This is a genomic window from Solirubrobacter soli DSM 22325 (assembly GCF_000423665.1).
Classification (GTDB): Bacteria; Actinomycetota; Thermoleophilia; order Solirubrobacterales; family Solirubrobacteraceae; genus Solirubrobacter; species Solirubrobacter soli.
In genome coordinates this window covers 161,874-178,838 of sequence record NZ_AUIK01000027.1, presented here as the reverse complement: position 1 = coordinate 178,838, position 16,965 = coordinate 161,874, and the positions used below count along the sequence as shown (strand labels likewise).

The 16,965-nt window shown below is 71.3% G+C and carries 16 protein-coding genes; 7 read left to right on the top strand and 9 right to left on the bottom strand.

The annotated features are described in order from the left end of the window. Positions 1–453 precede the first annotated feature (453 nt). Genes G569_RS64680 through G569_RS0122470 form a run of 3 tightly spaced genes read left to right on the top strand, consistent with a single transcriptional unit; the run spans position 454 to position 4,015 of the window. Positions 454–1,458 carry a hypothetical protein gene (locus tag G569_RS64680; protein ID WP_028065084.1) on the top strand — a complete coding sequence of 335 codons (1,005 nt, stop codon included), beginning with the start codon at positions 454–456 and terminating at the stop codon, positions 1,456–1,458. A gap of 26 nt (positions 1,459–1,484) precedes the next feature. Further along, positions 1,485–2,351, top strand: coding sequence for a 4-hydroxy-tetrahydrodipicolinate synthase (gene dapA, locus G569_RS0122475; RefSeq protein WP_028065083.1), 867 nt, complete (start codon positions 1,485–1,487; stop codon positions 2,349–2,351). Next, a complete protein-coding gene (locus G569_RS0122470) occupies positions 2,348–4,015 on the top strand; it encodes a ribonuclease J (RefSeq protein ID WP_028065082.1) in 1,668 nt (555 codons plus the stop codon). The genes dapA and G569_RS0122470 overlap by 4 nt, the downstream gene beginning before the upstream one ends. Here G569_RS0122470 and G569_RS0122465 read toward each other — a convergent pair. Continuing rightward, on the bottom strand, positions 3,961–5,208 hold the full coding sequence (locus G569_RS0122465; protein WP_028065081.1) for an MFS transporter: 1,248 nt from the start codon (positions 5,206–5,208) through the stop codon (positions 3,961–3,963). The genes G569_RS0122470 and G569_RS0122465 overlap by 55 nt on opposite strands. Before the next feature lie 100 nt (positions 5,209–5,308). Here G569_RS0122465 and G569_RS58660 point away from each other — a divergent pair, with 100 nt between their 5' ends. The 3 genes from G569_RS58660 (at position 5,309) to G569_RS62850 (ending at position 8,589) form a co-directional block, all read left to right on the top strand. Further along, positions 5,309–6,682, top strand: a complete 1,374-nt coding sequence (locus G569_RS58660; protein WP_157592224.1) for an HD-GYP domain-containing protein — start codon at positions 5,309–5,311, stop codon at positions 6,680–6,682. A gap of 426 nt (positions 6,683–7,108) precedes the next feature. Next, on the top strand, positions 7,109–8,395 hold the full coding sequence (locus G569_RS58655) for an HD-GYP domain-containing protein (protein WP_157592223.1): 1,287 nt from the start codon (positions 7,109–7,111) through the stop codon (positions 8,393–8,395). 32 nt (positions 8,396–8,427) lie between these two features. Further along, complete coding sequence (locus G569_RS62850; protein WP_157592222.1) at positions 8,428–8,589, top strand: hypothetical protein; 162 nt, start codon at positions 8,428–8,430, stop codon at positions 8,587–8,589. Between the two features lie 5 nt (positions 8,590–8,594). Here the strand turns inward: G569_RS62850 and G569_RS0122445 are convergent, their stop codons facing one another. Further along, positions 8,595–9,557: an NADP-dependent oxidoreductase gene (locus tag G569_RS0122445; protein WP_037498227.1), complete on the bottom strand. Its 963-nt coding sequence runs from the start codon at positions 9,555–9,557 to the stop codon at positions 8,595–8,597. 153 nt (positions 9,558–9,710) lie between these two features. Here G569_RS0122445 and G569_RS0122440 point away from each other — a divergent pair, with 153 nt between their 5' ends. Next, positions 9,711–10,175, top strand: a complete 465-nt coding sequence (locus tag G569_RS0122440; protein ID WP_211233049.1) for a TetR/AcrR family transcriptional regulator — start codon at positions 9,711–9,713, stop codon at positions 10,173–10,175. A gap of 379 nt (positions 10,176–10,554) precedes the next feature. Here G569_RS0122440 and G569_RS0122435 read toward each other — a convergent pair whose 3' ends face one another. From G569_RS0122435 to G569_RS50695, 7 genes are read right to left on the bottom strand one after another with little or no spacing between them, the layout of a single operon-like run. Next, positions 10,555–10,878, bottom strand: a complete 324-nt coding sequence (locus G569_RS0122435) for a response regulator (RefSeq protein ID WP_053226820.1) — start codon at positions 10,876–10,878, stop codon at positions 10,555–10,557. 17 nt (positions 10,879–10,895) lie between these two features. Then, positions 10,896–11,804 (bottom strand): FliM/FliN family flagellar motor switch protein, encoded by a 909-nt coding sequence (locus G569_RS0122430; RefSeq protein WP_028065077.1) that lies wholly within the window; start codon positions 11,802–11,804, stop codon positions 10,896–10,898. Then, the gene (locus G569_RS0122425; protein WP_028065076.1) at positions 11,801–12,778 is read right to left on the bottom strand and encodes a flagellar motor switch protein FliM; all 978 of its coding nucleotides are present in this window, start codon (positions 12,776–12,778) and stop codon (positions 11,801–11,803) included. The genes G569_RS0122430 and G569_RS0122425 overlap by 4 nt, the downstream gene beginning before the upstream one ends. After that, positions 12,775–13,248 carry a chemotaxis protein CheD gene (locus tag G569_RS0122420; protein WP_028065075.1) on the bottom strand — a complete coding sequence of 158 codons (474 nt, stop codon included), beginning with the start codon at positions 13,246–13,248 and terminating at the stop codon, positions 12,775–12,777. The genes G569_RS0122425 and G569_RS0122420 overlap by 4 nt, the downstream gene beginning before the upstream one ends. Positions 13,249–13,272: 24 nt before the next feature. Beyond that, the gene (locus G569_RS0122415; RefSeq protein WP_037498224.1) at positions 13,273–13,857 is read right to left on the bottom strand and encodes a chemotaxis protein CheC; all 585 of its coding nucleotides are present in this window, start codon (positions 13,855–13,857) and stop codon (positions 13,273–13,275) included. Between the two features lie 17 nt (positions 13,858–13,874). After that, a complete protein-coding gene (locus G569_RS0122410; RefSeq protein ID WP_037498221.1) occupies positions 13,875–15,929 on the bottom strand; it encodes a chemotaxis protein CheA in 2,055 nt (684 codons plus the stop codon). Further along, positions 15,929–16,945 carry a CheR family methyltransferase gene (locus G569_RS50695; RefSeq protein WP_053226817.1) on the bottom strand — a complete coding sequence of 339 codons (1,017 nt, stop codon included), beginning with the start codon at positions 16,943–16,945 and terminating at the stop codon, positions 15,929–15,931. The genes G569_RS0122410 and G569_RS50695 overlap by 1 nt, the downstream gene beginning before the upstream one ends. Positions 16,946–16,965: the final 20 nt, after the last annotated feature.

The window sequence follows — 16,965 nt, the reverse complement described above, 5'->3', positions numbered from 1 at the left end:
GGAGACCAGCGCCTCCGCCCAGGAGATCGCCGCGTCCGCCCAGACCCTCTCGGCCACCGCCGACCAACTCAACGGTCTGGTCCGCCGCTTCAAGGTCACCGCGTAAACCCGGCGTGGCCCGCCCTGGACGGGGGCGGGCCACGCCACGACCCACGCGCGCCGCGCCGACGGCCCCGCCCGCGGCGCCCTGCGTCACCGCGCGCCGCCGCGGCCTCGCCGCGCCCCGCCTCACCGCGCGCCGCCGCGCCCTCGCCGCGCCCCGCCGCACCGCGCGCCGCCGCGGCCTCGCCGCGCCCCGCCGCACCGCGCGCCGCCGCGGCCTCGCCGCGCCCCGCCGCACCGCGCGCCGCCGCGGCCTCGCCGCGCCCCGCCTCACCGCGCGCCCGCCGCGGCCTCGTCGCCGCCCGCAACGGCCCGCCCTCACGGGCGGGCTTTCCGCGCTAGTGTCGCGGCATGGGGTTCCTCGACAAGGCCAAGAAGCTCGCCGAGCAGGCGCAGTCCAAGCTCGACGAGGTGCAGAAGCAGGTGAACACCGGCGGTTCGTCCGGCACGATGCGCCCGCCCGGGCCGATCGTGGAGTACGACAAGCACGGCCGCCCGATCCCGCAGCAGCAGGACGCGGCCCCGCCGCACGGCGACCCGCTGATGGGCGGACACCACGCCGCGCCACCCGCGCCGGGCCCGACCCCTGACCCGTCGGCCCCGCCGCTGGGAGCCCCGGCCGCGTCGTTCGGCGACCCGCTCGCCGGCGCCACGCATGGCGACCCGCTCGCGGGTGCCGCGCCGCCGCCCGCACCCCCGGCCGGCTACAGCGACCCGGGCAACGTCCCGCCGGGGGCGATCTCCGGCGACCCGCTGGCCGGCACGCCCGCCGCGCCGCCCGCGTTCGGCGCGCCCGCCCCGGCGTCCGGCGACCCGCTCGGAGGCGCGCCCGCCGCGCCGCCCGCGTCGCCCTCGTTCGGCGCGCCCGCCCCGGCGTCCGGCGACCCGCTCGGCGGCGCGCCCGCCGCACCGCCCGCGCAGTCCTTCAGCCCGCCGCCCGCCGCGTCGCCCTCGTTCGGCGCGCCCGCACCGGCGTCCGGCGACCCGCTCGGCGGCGCACCCGCCGCGCCGCCCTCGTCCGGCGACCCCCTCGGCGCGCCTCCCGCGGCGGGGCCGGTCGCGTCCTCGCCCTCCTCGTCGCCCGCGCAGAGCGCGCCGCCCGCCCCGCCGGCTCCGCCCGCGCCCCCGGCTCCGGCCCCGCCGGTCGCGAGCACCCCCGGCGTTCCGCCCACGACGCCATCGTCCGGGCCGCCCGCGCCGGTCGAGGCGTCGGTGCCGCCGCCCCCTGCGCCCGGTCTGCCCGACACGCCGTCCTCGCCGCCGCCGAGCGCGCCGCTCGCGGGCGCGGACGACGACGGCGACAAGCCGAGCTACGCGCCGCCGAAGCTGACCGGAGGGGACCCGCTGGCGGGCTGACCGCCGGGCGTGCCATCCTAATCGCCATGCGTCCCTACGAAGGCCTTCTCACGGCCATGGTCACGCCCTTCCGTGCCGACGGTTCCGTCGACGAGGAGGGCGCCGTCGCCATCGGCCGGCACCTGCTCGCGAACGGCTCCCACGGCCTGGTGGTGGCCGGCACGACGGGGGAGGCGGCGACGATGACCGACGAGGAGCATCTGGGCCTCATCGAGCTCATCGTCCGCGAGCTCGGGGACGAGTGCGTCGTCATCGGCGGCACGGGGTCCAACGACACGCGCCACGCGATCCACCTGACCGAGAAGGCGGTCGAGGCGGGCGTGGACGCGGTGCTCTCCGTCACGCCGTACTACAACAAGCCGAACCGGCGCGGCATCATCGCCCACTTCACCGAGGTCGCGAAGGCGGCGGGTGACACGCCGGTCGTGCTCTACAACATTCCCGGCCGGACGGCGGTCAACATGCCGCCGGACCTGCTGGCCGAGCTCGGCCAGATCGACGGGATCGAGGCCGTCAAGCAGGCCAACTCCGACGAGTTGCAGCTGATCGACGGCCTGGCGGTCCTCGCCGGCAACGACGACATCTACGCGCGCTGCCTGGACATCGGCGGCGCGGGCGGGATCTGCGTCGCCAGCCACGTCGCGGGCAACGAGATGCGCCGGATGTACGACGAGCCTGAAGCGCGCGCGGAGATCGACGCGAAGCTGCAGGAGCTCTACGCGGTGCTCTTCATCACGGCGAGCCCGGCGCCCGTCAAGGCGGCACTGAAGATGCAGGGCCACGACTGCGGCCCGCTGCGCCTTCCGCTGGTCGAGTGCGACGACGCCGAGCGCGCGGCCGTCCATGACGTGCTCGCCCGCCAGGGGCTGCTCGCGGGGGTCACCACCGGGTGAGTGGACCACTCCGCGTCCTCCCGCTCGGAGGCGTCGGCGAGATCGGCAAGAACATGACCGTCGTCGAGTACGACGGGCGGATGGTCATCGTCGACTGCGGCCTGCGCTTCCCGACGGCCGAGATGATGGGCATCGACCTCGTCCTGCCCGACTTCAGCTACGTGCGCGACAACATCGACGCGCTCGAGGCGATCGTCATCACCCACGGCCACGAGGACCACCTCGGCGCGCTGCCGTGGATGATCCGCGACCTCGGCCAGGAGAAGATCCCGGTCGTCTACAGCGGCCAGCTGACGATCGCGATGGCGCGCTCCAAGCTCGACGAGCACAAGCTGCGCGACGTCGCGCTCGAGGTGCTCCCGATCGGCGACACCGTGGACGCGGGCCCGTTCGAGATCGAGCGCATCCACCTGACGCACTCGATCCCGGACTCGAGTGGCGTGGCGCTGAAGACCCCGCTGGGCACCGTGCTCTTCACCGGCGACTACAAGTTCGACCAGACGCCGGTGGGTGGCGCGCCGGCGGACATGGCGCGCCTCGCCGAGCTCGGCCGCGAGGGCCTGCTCCTGCTCTGCGGCGACTCCACGAACGTCGACCGGGCGGGCGTGTCGGACTCCGAGTCGATCGTCGGCCCGCACCTGGACCGCGTCTTCGGACGCTGCGAGGGCCGCATCGTCGTCACCTGCTTCGCGTCGAACATCCATCGCGTCCAGCAGGTCGTCCACGCCGCCGAGAAGAACGGCCGCAAGGTCGCCCTCGTCGGCCGCTCGATGCGCAAGAACGTCAACATCGGCCGCAGCCTCGGGCACATCGACATCCCGGAGGGGATGCTGGTGGCGCCGCGCGAGATCGACCAGTTCGCCGACGAGAAGATCGTCGTGATCTCGACCGGCAGCCAGGGCGAGCCGCTCAGCGCGCTGCGCCGGATGGCGTACCGCGACCACCCGCAGGTCGAGCTGAAGTCCGGCGACACCGTCGTCTTCAGCGCGACGCCGATCCCGGGCAACGAGCGCGCGGTCAACGAGACGATCGACCGCCTGTACCACATCGGCTGCGAGGTCGTGACCGCCCGCGACGCGCCGATCCACGCCTCCGGCCACGGCTACGCGGAGGAGGTCAAGATGATGATCAACCTCACCCGCCCGAAGTACGTGATGCCGGTCCACGGCGACTACAAGCGGATGCTGATCCACTCCGAGCTCGCGCAGGCGGTCGGGGTGCCCGCGAGCCACATCTTCCGCACCGAGAACGGCACGCCGCTCGAGATCGACGCCGACGGCGCCCGCTTCGGCACGCCGGTCCAGTCGGGGATGATCTTCGTCGACGGAGTCGACATCGGCGACGTGTCCGACGTCGCCCTGCGCGACCGCCGCATGCTGAGCGCGGACGGCGTGTTCATCATCGTCGCCACGATCTCCGAGCAGGACGGCTCGAGCGTCGTCCCGCCCGAGGTCCTCGCGCGCGGCGTCCCGTTCCTGGACGACAACAGCGCCTTCATCGAGGAGCTGCGCGAGGCCGTCGAGGACTCCCTGGACGGCGCCGCAGAGCAGCAGATCACCGAGGTCGACGTCCTGCAGTCGCATCTGCACGACGACCTCGCGAAGTTCATCTACGACCGGCTCAAGCGCCGCCCGATGGTCTTGCCGGTCGTCGTCGAGGTCTGACGGCCCGGCCGCAGGATCGCGGCCACCGCCACCAACGCCAGGATCCCCGCGCCCGCGACCGCGAAGGCCGTGCGCGGGGACCAGAGCGCGACGATCGTGCCGCCGAGCAGGAAGCCGACGCCCGGCATCGCCGCCCCGAGCGACTCCAGCAGCCCCGCCATCCGCGACTGGAACTCGGCGGGGGTCGCCTCCTGCAGCTGCGTCATCACGGCGACCCACTGGACCCCGTTGCCCGCCCCGCCGAGCACCGAGAACGCGCACGCGACGGCCAGCGTCCCCGCCTGCGACATCCCGAGGTAGGCGACGCCGACCGCGGCGCTCGAGATCAGGATCATCACCAGCCCGACGCGGCTCTTGAGCCACAGGAAGATCAGGCTCCCGAGCACGATCCCCGCGCCCCAGGAGGAGATCAGGATGCCGAAGCCCGCATCGGTGGTATCGAGGCTCTTCTTGGCGTAGATCACCTCGATCGGCACGACGATCGTGAAGCAGATCAGCGCCAGGGCCTGGCCGACGAGCAGCGTCCGCACGGGGCGGAAGTCGCGCGCGAACTCGAGCCCGTCCAAGAACCGCTCGCGCCATGGCGTGCGGTCCTCGTGCTCGGGGTCCGGGAGATCGCTGGCGGCGACGAGGACGACGGCGATCACGGTGAACGACGCGGCGTCGACCAGCAGCGCGACGGAGACCCCCCAGGCGGCGATCAGCGCGCCCGCCAGCGCCGCACCGAAGACCGAGGAGAACGCGAAGCCGATATTCATCAGGGCGTTGCCCTCGCTGAGCATGTCCCTGGGCTGCAGCAGGACGGCGACGGCGCCGCGCGTCAGGCCGCGGCCGGTGATCGCCAGCGTGCCGTCGATCGCGCCCAGCGCCAGCACGAGCGGCAGGAAGAACCGGTCGTCGTCGGCCAGGAACGCCAGGAGCGCGAACACGATCGCCTCGGCCGTGTAGAGGCCCGGCAGGGTCTTGCGCAGGCCGAAGCGGTCCAGGTGCGCGGTCAGCGCGGTCGCCAGGAGCGCAGGCAGGAACTTGGCGAAGAGGAAGAAGCCGGCGGTGGGCGCGACGGACTCCGTCTGGTCGTAGACGAGGATCGAGAGCGCCACGACGCCGATCGAGTCGCCGAGGTCGTTGACCGTGTACGAGCCCAGCAGACGACCGAACGGCCGAACGCGCAGGGGTTCAAGCCGCCTCCGCACGAGTGGGACTCTAGCTTGAAGAAATCTGACCGCGTAGTGAGGTCTGTCTCAAGCGCAGCCAGGATTCAACTGCGAGCACCCCGTGCCGAATACGGGGGCAGTGGCCAAGCAACGGCTCGTTTTGTCGTGCGTCTCCGTCGTGATCCTCTGCGGCGCGCTGACGGCTGCCGCATTGGCCAACCGCGCTGAGGACTGGGCTCCGCTGTCGCTGCTCGGACTGCTGTTCGTGCTCGCGTCCGCGAGCGAGGTGATGAACGTCGAAGTCCGCGGCCTGCGGTTGTCGGGCTCGTTCCTCTCGATCGTGCTGGCGATGGCCCTGCTCGGTCCGGCACCGGCCGCCGCGCTGGGCGTGGCGTCGGTGATCGTCGACAGCGCGCTCTCGCGCCGCTCGATCGACCGCGTCCTGACCAACCTGGCCACGTTCGCGACCTTCTCGGTCGTCGGCGGCATCGGCATCGTCTGGCTCACGGGCGGCTCGAATCCGACGCAGGGCGACGCTCTCGCCTTCGCCGGCGTGGTCTTCGCCGTGTTCATGGCCACGAACGTCCTGAACTTCGCGATGGTGGCGACGGCGACGCACTACGCCTACGGCGCCCGGATGCGCGATCTCCTGCAGTCCTTCGTCACCGCCGTGCCGTCCGAGTTCGCCACCGGCCTGCTCACGGCCTCCGTCGCGTTCACATACGGACATCTCGGGATGGCGTCGGTCGCCCTGGCGGCCGTGATCCTGTTCGTCTTCCTCTACATCCTTCAGACGAGCGTCCAGGCCGATCATCGTGGCGAGCAGCTCACGCAGCGCACGCGCGAGCTCGCCGCGCTGCAGATGGGCCTGCTCTCGACCGTGCTCCAGACCCTGTCGATGCGCGACGCGATGACCGCCCGTCATTCCGCGGCCGTCGCGCGCTACTCGCGCGAGGTCGCCGGGATGATGGGCCTCGACGAGCGCGAGCAGGACTTGATCCACACGGCCGCGCTGCTGCACGACATCGGCAAGTTCATCCTTCCGGACTCGGTGCTGTTCGCGAACCGCAAGCTGACCGACGACGAGTGGGAGCTGATCAAGCTCCACCCCGAGCAGGGCGCGAAGCTGGTCGAGCGCATCGAGGGCTACGGCCCGGTCGCCGAGATCGTCCTGCACCACCACGAGAAGTACGCCGGCGGCGGGTACCCGATGGGCATCGGGGGGGAGGAGATCCCGCTCGGCGCCCGGATCCTGTCGGTCGCCGACACCTACGACGTGATGACGTCGCGCGACTCCTACCGCCGCCCGGTGAGCCGCGAGGCGGCGCTCGCCGAGCTGCGGCGTGTCGCCGGCACCCAGCTGGACCCGAAGGTCGTCGAGGTCTTCGAGCGGATGATCGTCGAGAAGGGCGTCGCGTTCAGCCACTCCGACGAGGCGGACTTCGAGTACGAGCTCGCGTTCGAGCGCCGGGTGATCGACTACGCGCGCCCGCGGCTGGCGGCTGCCGCCTAGACACCTGTTCGATTCAGCAATCGCCCGTCTCGGCCGTTAACGAGAACGAGCGCCTCCATGGCGCTCGCTCGCAACATGTGGCGACCGGTCAGTCGCCAAGGGAATTACATCTTCCAGCCCATGTCAGCTCCTTAGGTCTCCCTCGCGCCGCCCGGCAAGGCGGTGTGTGAGGTGGGTTGAACCGTCCGTGACAAGACGCATGATGCCCCGTGGACGCCGAGAGCTGAATAGGACAAGTGTCCATTTTCTCGAGATCCGCTTGTCCAACCTCACACAAGGTCAGTGCTCGCACATCAAGACACGACGCTGCGCCGCCGAGGTAACCATGGGTTGCCCCGGAATCACGTCAATCTCGCCGTAGCACTCCTCGCCGTCGTCTGCGCGGGCACCGTAGTGCCGCAGACGCCGATCGCGACGATTCTTTTGGTGATCGCCGTGGTCGCCGAGGCGTTCACGGTCCAGTTCCGCGGCGTGCGGATCTCCGGCTCGTTCGCCGCGCTCGTGCTGGCGATGGCGCTCCTCGGCGCGGTGCCGGCAGCGGCGATCGCGGTCGTGGCGGTCGTCTTCGACCACCTGATCACCAAGCGCTGCTGGCGCGAGCTGGTCTGGAACGCGTGCGCGTTCATCGGCTTCTCGCTGCTCGGCGGGTGGCTGCTGACGCTGGTGGGCAGGGAGGACCCGATCGCGTTCGCCGCGTGCGTGGTCCTGATCTACCTGGTCACCAACGCGATCAACTTCGCCGCGGTCGCGACGTACCTCCGTCTGACACGCGTTCTCAGCGTCGCTGAGGCCTATTCGACGGTCTACCGGACCGTGTTGCCGTTCGAGCTCGCCACGGCGCTCCTGACGGCCGGTGTGGCCTTCAGCTACCAGCGCATCGGGCTCGGCGCGGTCGCGCTGCTGGTGGTCGCGCTCCTCGTCTTCCATCACCTCACGCGCACGGGCGTGAAGGCCTTCGAGCGTGGGGAGGAGCTGACCCGGCGCGGCGACGAGCTCGGCGCGCTGCAGGTGGGCGTGCTCTCGACCGTGCTGCAGACCCTCTCGATGCGCGACGCGATGACCGCGCGCCACTCCGCCGCCGTCGCTCGCTACTCGCGCGAGGTCGCGTCGCGGCTGGGCTGCGACGAGCGCGAGCAGGACCTGATCCACACCGCCGGCCTGCTGCACGACATCGGCAAGTTCATCCTCCCGGACAACGTCCTGTTCGCGAACCGGCGGCTGACCGACGAGGAGTGGGAGCTGATCAAGCAGCACCCCGAGCAGGGCGCCAAGCTCGTCGAGCGCATCGAGGGCTACGGCCCAGTCGCCGAGATCGTCCTGCACCACCACGAGCGCTTCGAGGGCGGCGGCTACCCGGCCGGCATCTCCGGCGAGGCGATCCCGCTCGGCGCGCGCATCATCGCCGCCGCCGACACCTACGACGTGATGACCTCACGCGACTCCTACCGCCGCCCCGTGAGCTCCGAGGCCGCCCTGGCCGAGCTGCGCCGCGTCGCCGGCACCCAGCTGGACCCCAGCGTCGTCGAGGCCTTCGAGGCGATGATCCTCGAGGGCGCGATCGCCTTCAGCCACGCCGACGAGGTCGACTTCGAGTCCGAGCTGGACACCCGTTCGATCAAGAACCGGTCCACCGCCGCCGATCACCAGGGTGAGCTCCACTCCCTTGCGCCGCGCGGCAACGCGGTCGCAGCAGGTGAGTTGAACCGTCCGTGACACGCCGGTCGGAGCACGACTCTCCCTGACACATGAAGGCACTCCGCATCATCGCCACGACGCTCGCCGCCGCCCTCTGCGCGCTCGGCCTCTCCGTCGGCGCCGCGATGGCGGAAGGCCAGTCAGACCACGCCGCGCCCACCAAGGCCGGCCAGCAGGCGCCCAAGGGCCTCTGCTTCCTGCACGACCTCTAGGCCGGCTAGAGGTCGACGACGACCTTGCCGTGCACGTGCCTGGCGGCCTGCAACTCGACCGCGGCGCGGATCTGCTCGACCGGGAAGCTCGCCGCGATCGGCACCCGGATCTGGCCTGCCGCGACCAGGCGAGCGACCTCCTCCAGGACGCCGGGGGCGGCGTTGGCGCCGTTGGCCGGCCTGATTGAGTCGACCTGGGCGGCGATGGTGGTGATGCGCTCGTCGGGAACGCCGAGTTCCCGTGCGACCCGCACCGTCTCGGTCCCGTACAGGTCGATCGCCGCGGTGACGCCGTGGGGGGCGAGGGCGCGAACTCGGTCGGCCAGCCCGTCGCCGTAGGGGACCGGCTCGGCTCCAAGGCCGTGCAGGTAATCCGACGATGCCGCTGATCCTGTCCCGATCACCCGGGCCCCCGCGAGCCGGGCGAGCTGGACGGCGAACACGCCGACCCCGCCGGCCGCGCCGCCGATGAGCACGGTGTCGCCGGCCCTGGGTTCGACGATGGCGAGGGCGGCGGCTGCGGTGCTGGCCGCGATCGTCATGGTCGCGGCGGTGCGGTCGTCGACGCCGTCGGGCGTGTGGTGGGCGGCTCCGCCCGCCGCGATGCCCGCGGCAGGCTCGAGGATCACGTAGTCGGCCACCGCGCGGGACAGGGCGCCGCCGAAGACGCGGTCGCCGATCGCAAACCCGGTCACGCCATCTCCGACCTGATCCACGACTCCGGCGTAGTCGGTTCCGAATCCGCTCGGCAGGCTGAGGCCGAACCGGGCGGCGGTTTGGGCATCGGAGGTCATGAACCAGTCCATGGGGTTCAGCCCGGCAGCGGCGACCCGCACGCGGATCTGACCCGAACCGGCCTGCGGCGCGGGCACCTCACAGAGGCTCAGGACCTTCGGGCCGCCGAACGCCTCCAGCCGGACCGCCCTGCTCATCGTGTTCGTCGCCGCTTGCTCGCCGTCGCTCTGCATCTCCGTTTCTCGAGCCAAGCTAGCATAAGCGGAGCGTGATCCGTTTTGGCTGATGAGCGAACCCGCGCGCCGCGGTCCGACGCGACCCGCAACCGTGAACAGCTGCTCGCGGTGGCGACTCGCGTGATCGTGGCGGCCGACGGCACGCCGTCGATGCGCGCCATCGCCGCCGAGGCCGAGGTCGGCATCGCCACGCTGTACCGGCATTTCCCAACCCGCGAGGCGCTGGTCGAGGCCGTTTACCAGGATCAGGTCGCGCGGCTCGTCGGCGGCGCCGGCGAGCTGCTCGCCCGGCTACCGCCGGCCGCCGCGCTGCGGAGCTGGATGGACCTGTTCGGAGACTGGATCGCAACCAAGAACGGCATGCTCGACACGCTGCTCACGATGATCAAGTCCGGCGAGATCGCCCACAGCCAGACCAGGACCGAACTGCTCACCGCCATCACCGACATCCTCGACGCCGGCCGCGCCGCGGGCGACCTTCGCCAAGACGTCACCGCCGACGACATCGCCGCCAGCCTCCTCGGCATCTTCACCGTCGCGCCGCCACCGGAGCACCAAGCCAGAGCCAGCCGCCTGCTGAACATCCTGATGGACGGCCTGCGACCGCCACACTGAAGCGAAGTCGCCGTCCGGCGGTTGCATCGGGCAGCCGAATGACCGACAGTGGTCCGGCGGTCGCCAGCGAGCGATGCTCCGGTCGATCGGGACCCACGCATCCACTGCGGACCAGAAGGCCAGAACCGGACATCGCACACGGGAGATCACCTCGCGCGGGTCGAAGTCCATGTCCGGGCCAGCTCCCCGCACCGTCGCCCGTCGCCGGCGAAGCGCGGCCTTTCGACGATCGCAGTTGCGTGCGGGCTTGATCCTCGCGGGGGTGGCGTACGTTTCGCCCCTCCACAGGGGCGAAAAGTTCGCCACCCCCACGTCCTGACCCTCGTTAAACGCGAACGGGCGGCCCGGAGGCCGCCCGTTGAGGCGAAGCAGCGAGGAACTACGCGAGGGCCTTGGCGACGGCCTCTTGGACGCGCTCGGCCTGGAAGGGCTTGACGACGAAGTCGCGGGCGCCGAGCTTGATCGACTCGAGCACCTTGGACTCCTGGCCCAGGGCGGAGCACATGATCACGCGCGCGCCCGGGTCGAGCTCGATGATCTCCTTGAGGGCGGCGAGGCCGTCCTTCTCGGGCATCGTGATGTCGAGGGTGGTGAGCTCGGGCTTGAGCTCCTGGAACCGGGCCACGGCCTCGTTGCCGTTGCCGGCCTCACCGACGACCTCGTGGCCGCCCTTGGTCAGCGCGTCGCTGACCATCTTCCGCATGAACGCGGCATCGTCGACTACCAGGATTCTGGCCACCGGGCCACCTCCATTCCGGATTCGGAGTTGATTTCACTTACATCGAGCACGTGCTCGATGCGCACGGCCCAGTCGGTTCCATCCACGACGACCAGGCGGCCCGTGGCGAAGTGCGTGCCGTTGACGTAGAGATCGATCGCGTCATCGGCCTGCTTGTCCAACTCGACGACCGCGCCCGTCGGCAACCCGACGATCTGCGCGGAGGGCATGCGTGCGCGGCCCAGCTCGGCCCACACGCGCACCGGGATGCCGGCGAGCGACGGTTGGGCTGCGGTCGATCCCGCGGGCCGCGACGGACCCGAATCCGGGACCGCGCCGACGTCGGAGCCGATCTCGTCCAGGGCGCTCGACATGCGCACGACGAAGGCGTTCGGGACGAGCTGGACGAGCCGCGCGGGCTCGCCGCAGATCGACATCGCGACGCGGACGGCGTGCGGGGTCTTGGGGTAGGAGGCGCCGATCGCGTCGGCGCCCGTGAAGGTCTTGGTCTCGGGCGTGCCGATCTCGACCTCGGTCCCGAGCACCAGCGACGTCGCGGCCGCGGCCTGCGCCATCATCTGGTTCATCGCCTCGGACACGGCGGACAGCTCGAGCTCGGAGAGCTCGGTGGCCTCCGGGTCCTCGGGCTCTTCCATCCCCATCATCGAGGCGGCGAGGAGCTTCGCGCCGTCGAGCGTGATCAGGAAGACGTTGCCGCCGGTGACGCCGTCGACGTAGGAGACCGACATCGCCACCGCGGGGACGGGCACGCCGTTGAACGCGGACGCCGAGTCCTCGACGGCCGTGACCTCGCCGATCGAGATCTTGCCCGGGGCGAACATCTCGAGCACGCCCTGGCAGGCCTCGGCCGACGACTCCCCGAGCCGGTTCAGTGCCTCAGGCGCACTCATTGCGGCCCACCCACGTGGCTGGTGACCTGCACCGCGCGGCGGCTGCCGGAGCGACCGGGGCGGCCCGTGTGGACCGGGATCTTGTCGGCGTAGAGCGTGATGCCGCCGGTGGCGGGCGCGTTGAGGCGCAGGAGGTCGCCGGGCTTGAGCGCCAGCACCTCCTCGATCGGCAACTGGATCGCGGCGACCTCGGCGCGCACGTTCATCTCGACGTTGCCGACCGCGCGCCGGACGGAGGACTCGTCCTCCTCGCTGCGCGTGCCGCCGCGAGCCTCCTCGCGGGCGGCGAACTGGTCCGCGACCGGCGCGATCGCCGACCACGGGATCAGGAGCGCCAGGGTGGCGGAGATCCCGCTCAAACGCGCCTCGAGCATGAACGACAGCGTCGGTTCGGACACGGACACCATCTGCGCGGTCTCCATGTGCTGATCGACCGTCTCCAGCGACAGGTCCAGGCCGGCGACGTCGGTCCAGATCAGCGTCAGCTGGGCGAGCAGGCGCTCGAAGAAGTGCCGCCCGAGCGCCTGGTCGATGTCGGTCATGCGGCGGTCCTTGACGCCGCCGTCGATCGACCCGCCGAGGAGCAGCTCGATCGCGCCCAGCAGCAGCGTGCTCTCGGTGGAGAGCAGCATCCGCGTGCCGATCGGCTCCACATTGAAGATCGCCGCCGTCGAGTTCGACGGCACCGCGCCGTGCGCGTTCGCCCAGGTCAGCTGCGTGGAGGTCAGGACCTCCATCTCCAGCGGGACGCGCAACTCGGCCGACAAGCGCGTCGAGGCCGTGCGGCAGAACGCGTCCAGCGTGCGGTGCAGGCGCCGCGTCTGCTCGGCGGTGAACTTGGTCGGGCGCGTGAAGTCGACCGCGCGCATGCGGCGACGCCGCTGCGGCGCGGGCTTCTCCTCGGGCAGACGGCCCTCACGGGCCGCGTCCACGAGGGCCGCGATGGCGTCGGGGCTGAGGACGGGGCCGCTCACGCGAGCGCCTCCCGCACCAGCACGCGGTCGGCACCACCGGCCTCACGCACGGTCACCTTGCGGCTGCCGACGAAGACACGGATCGTGCGGCCGCGATCGCCACCGGTCTCGGTGGCGACGATCGGGATCCCGGCAGCGGAGAGTTGGTCGCGAACGGCGGCCTCGTTGCGCTGGCCGACCTCGAGGGAAGCGGAGGACACAGTGAACATACTGGCGCCTCCGACCAGGACCGCGTCAAGCATCTGCTTGCGAGCCCCCTCGGCGACGACCCGTTCGATGAGCTCGGGAACGGCCTTGTCGGCGAATTTGAAGGACCCGGGAACGGCGTGCCCGCCGCTGGAGGGCAGCACGACGTGAGCCAGCCCGGCGACGCCGAGCCGGCGGTCCACGAGCGCGAGGCCGATGCACGACCCCAGCCCGAGGGACACGAGGACATCACCGGCGACGGCCGAGGCGGCGAGCTCACCCATCCTGACCATCGTCTCCGTCACCGCTTACACGCCCAACCGAGCAAGCATCTGATCGACCCCGTTGGCGTCGGGGACGAGCAGGAACGACACGGACGCGTCGGAGTCCTCGACGACCAGGTCGGTGTCGAGCAGCAGGGCGACGTCACCGGCACCGGCGCGCTGCGCCAGCACGGTCTCGACGATCGCGGCGAGCATGTCGGTGGCCGCGGCGGGCGGCGTCGGCTCGAGCTCCATGCCGGTCATCTGGCCGAGCGCGTTCAGGTACGAGGCGCCGACGATGTTGCCGATCTCCATCAGCGCGGACTCGCCGATCTCGGTGCCCGCCTCGACGCCCAGGAAGCCGCACATCTGGGACGCGTCGTTGGGGGAGAAGAGCAGCAGGACGGTGGCGGGCATGTCGCCCGTCACGCCCAGGGCGATCCCGGTGGCCTCGGCCTCGGCGTCGCCGATCGCGCCGACGGCGTCGGCCATCGGCAGCACCTTGGCGTTGGGGACGGAGATGTCGACGCTGCGGCCGAGCATGCCCGACAGCGCCGTCGAAGCCGTTCCGGAACCGATGTTGGCCAGCTCGCGCAGCGCGTCGAGCTGCATATCGGTGTACTGGGTCAACGGAGGTCCTTTCGCGCTCAGGCGGAGACGGGAACGTCGACGACCGCGTCGCAGTCGACGATAAGGGCGATCTGCCCGTCCGACATCACCGCGCCGCCGGACAGGGCGGCGCCATCGGCGACCTCGGGGGGCAGCGGGCGGGTGACGAGCTCGTGCTGGCCGATCAGGCGCGCCACCGTGAACGCGAAGCGCTCGGAGCCGCCGCGCACGACCACGGCGTATTCGGCGTCGGGCGACGGGTAGCCGCCATAGCGCTCGGACGCGTCGATGATCGGCAGCACGCCGTCGGTGAGGACGAGCATGCGGCGACCGGCGACCGAGCGGACGGTCTGATCGGCGACGCGCACGGTGCGCTCGATGCGATCGAGCGGGATGGCGAACGGGCGGTTGTCGGCCTCGACGACCAGCGCGGCCATGATCGCCAGCGTCAGCGGCAGACGGATCTGCGCCTGCGTGCCGACGCCGAGCTCGGACGTCATGATCGCCTCGCCGCCGAGCCCGCGGATCGCCGCGCGCACGGCGTCCATCCCGACGCCGCGGCCGGAGATGTCCGAAGTGAACTCGGCGGTCGAGAAGCCGGCGGAGAAGAGCAGCTCGATCGCGCCGCGCATGTCCATCGACTCGACCTGCGAGGGATCGATCAGCCCGCGCTCGGCGGCCTTCTCGGCGACCTTGGCCGGGTTGATGCCGCGGCCGTCGTCGGCCACGGTGATGACGACGTTGCCGCCGGCGTGCTCGGCCGAGATGGTCAGCGTGCCGGTCGGGGACTTGCCCGCCGCCACGCGCTCCTCCGGCCCCTCGAGGCCGTGGTCGAGCGAGTTGCGGACCAGGTGGACGAGCGGGTCGCCGAGCGAGTCGACCACGGTGCGGTCGAGCTCGGTGTCCTTGCCGACCAGCGCGAGCTCGACCTGCTTGCCGAGCTTGGTCGACAGGTCGCGCACGAGCCGCGGGAAGCGCAGGAACACGGCCTCCACCGGGATCATCCGGACCTGCATGACCATCGACTGCAGCGCGTGCGACGAGCGCGTGAGGTTCTGCATGGCCTGCGAGAGGCCGGGGACGTCGGCACCGGCGGCCAGTGCCTCGACCTGCGTGCGGTGCAGGACGAGCTCGCCCATGTAGTGCATCAGCTGATCGAGCCGCTCGGCGTCGACGCGAACGGTCGAGGAGCCGCCCTTGGCGTGGGCCTTGCTCGCGGCGGGCTGCTGCTGTTGTTGCTGCTGCTGCGCGGCGGCAGCGGCAGCGGCGGTCGCCGCGGCGGCGGGGTTGGCGGGCGCTTCGGCGGGCGGAGCGCCGTTGAGCTCAGGCTCGGGGGTGGGGGCGACGGCGTCGGCGATCTCGTCCGGCTCGCCCTCGTCGACCGCCGCGTCGTTGATTGCCTCGAAGACGACCACGTCGGCGACCTCGGGGACGGAGCTCGCGGCGTTCGCCAGCTCGGAGTCGGTGTGCTCGGAGACCACCCACGCGTCGATCTCGCGACCGTCGAACGTGTCGACCTCATCGGGTTTCGGGCGGCACGCGAGCGTCTCGCCGAGCTCGGCGATCGCCGACAGCACCATGTAGCAGCGCACGGACGGCATCGAGACGTCGTCATTGAGGATCGCCGTGACCTGCACCACGCGGCGCCCGTCGGCCAGCTCGGACAGGTTGTCCGGCGGCGGCGCGGCGCCGACGCGCTCGGCCTCCTGCTGGGGCGTGCGCTCGCGCACGAGCGACTGGAGCCGCTGGATCAGCGGCTCGGCGTTGATCTCCTCCTTGCCGGTGGCGTCGATCGCCTCGACGGCCGCGGAGAGCGCGTCGAGGCTGTCGAAGAGGACGTCGACGGCGGCGCGCTCGAGCCCACCGGTGCGCTGACGCAGGAGCTCGAAGACATCCTCCATCTCGTGCGTGAGCGCCGCCATGCCGGCGAAGCCCATCGTCGCGCTCATCCCCTTCATGGAGTGCGCGATCCGGAAGATCTCGTCGACCGTCTCCTGGTCGTCGGGCTTCTCCTCGATCCTGACCACGGCGAGATTGAGCTCCTGCAGGTGCTCGCGCCCCTCGGCCAGGAACATTGGGAGGTACTCGTCCATCAGCCCTTCCGATAGATGAAGTGGAAGGGCGAGGTTAGCCCCATTCCACGTGGGTCGGCGACACGCTCAGACGTTCCGACCACCAGATACCCGCCCGGGGCGAGCGAGGACACCAGCCGCGCGTGCAGCGCGTCCCGAACTTCCTCGGTGAAGTAGATCACGGTGTTGCGGCAGAAAACGACGTCATACCGCTCGCTCGGGACCGGCATACGGAGAAGGTCCCCGTTCTCGAACTTGACCATGCGCTTCAGCTCGGGCTTTGCAACCCAGCCACCATCCGGCTGCGGGTCGAAGTGGCGCTGGAGCATCTGCTTGGGGGAGGTGCGGGCGTCCTCGGGGGTGAAGACGCCGGTGCGCGCACGCGCGACCATGCGCTTGTCGAGGTCGGTGCCGTTGATCTCGACGCCGACGTTGGGGATCGTCTCGCGGCAGACCGCCGCGATCGTGTACGCCTCGGCGCCGTAGGAGGACCCGGCGCTCCAGATCTTCAGGCGGTTCTTGGTCGCGGTCAGCTCCGGGAGGATCTTCGTGCGCAGGACCTCGAACTGGTCCTCGTGCCGCCACAGGTGCGAGACGTTGATCGTCACGCGGTCCAGGAACGCGTCGAGCTCGGCCGAGTCGGACTTGAGCAGCTTGCCGTACTCGGTCAGGTCCGGCGTGCCGCGGCGCTCGGTCCACGTGCGCACGCGACGCTCCATCTGGTTGCGCTTGTACTGGCCGAGGTCGACGCCGCACAGCTGGCGGACGAGCTCGCAGAGCGCGATGAAGTCATCGGTGGAGACCGTGGCGGTGAAGCTGGGGCCGGACGAGCGCGGCGGGACGGCCGGGCGCGCGGGGCGCTCCGAGGCCGGCGTCAGACGCGACGCGGCGGCCTCACGGGCCGCGCGCACGGGCGGGACGTCGCGCGCGGTGCGCGGCGTGGTCGCCGACTCGCGGGCGGCGCGGGCCGCGGCGAGCCGCTCGAGGGCCGTCTGGCCGGGTCGCGGGGTCAACGGCTGGCGGGGCGGAAGGCTCATCGCATCTCCTCGGCGCCATG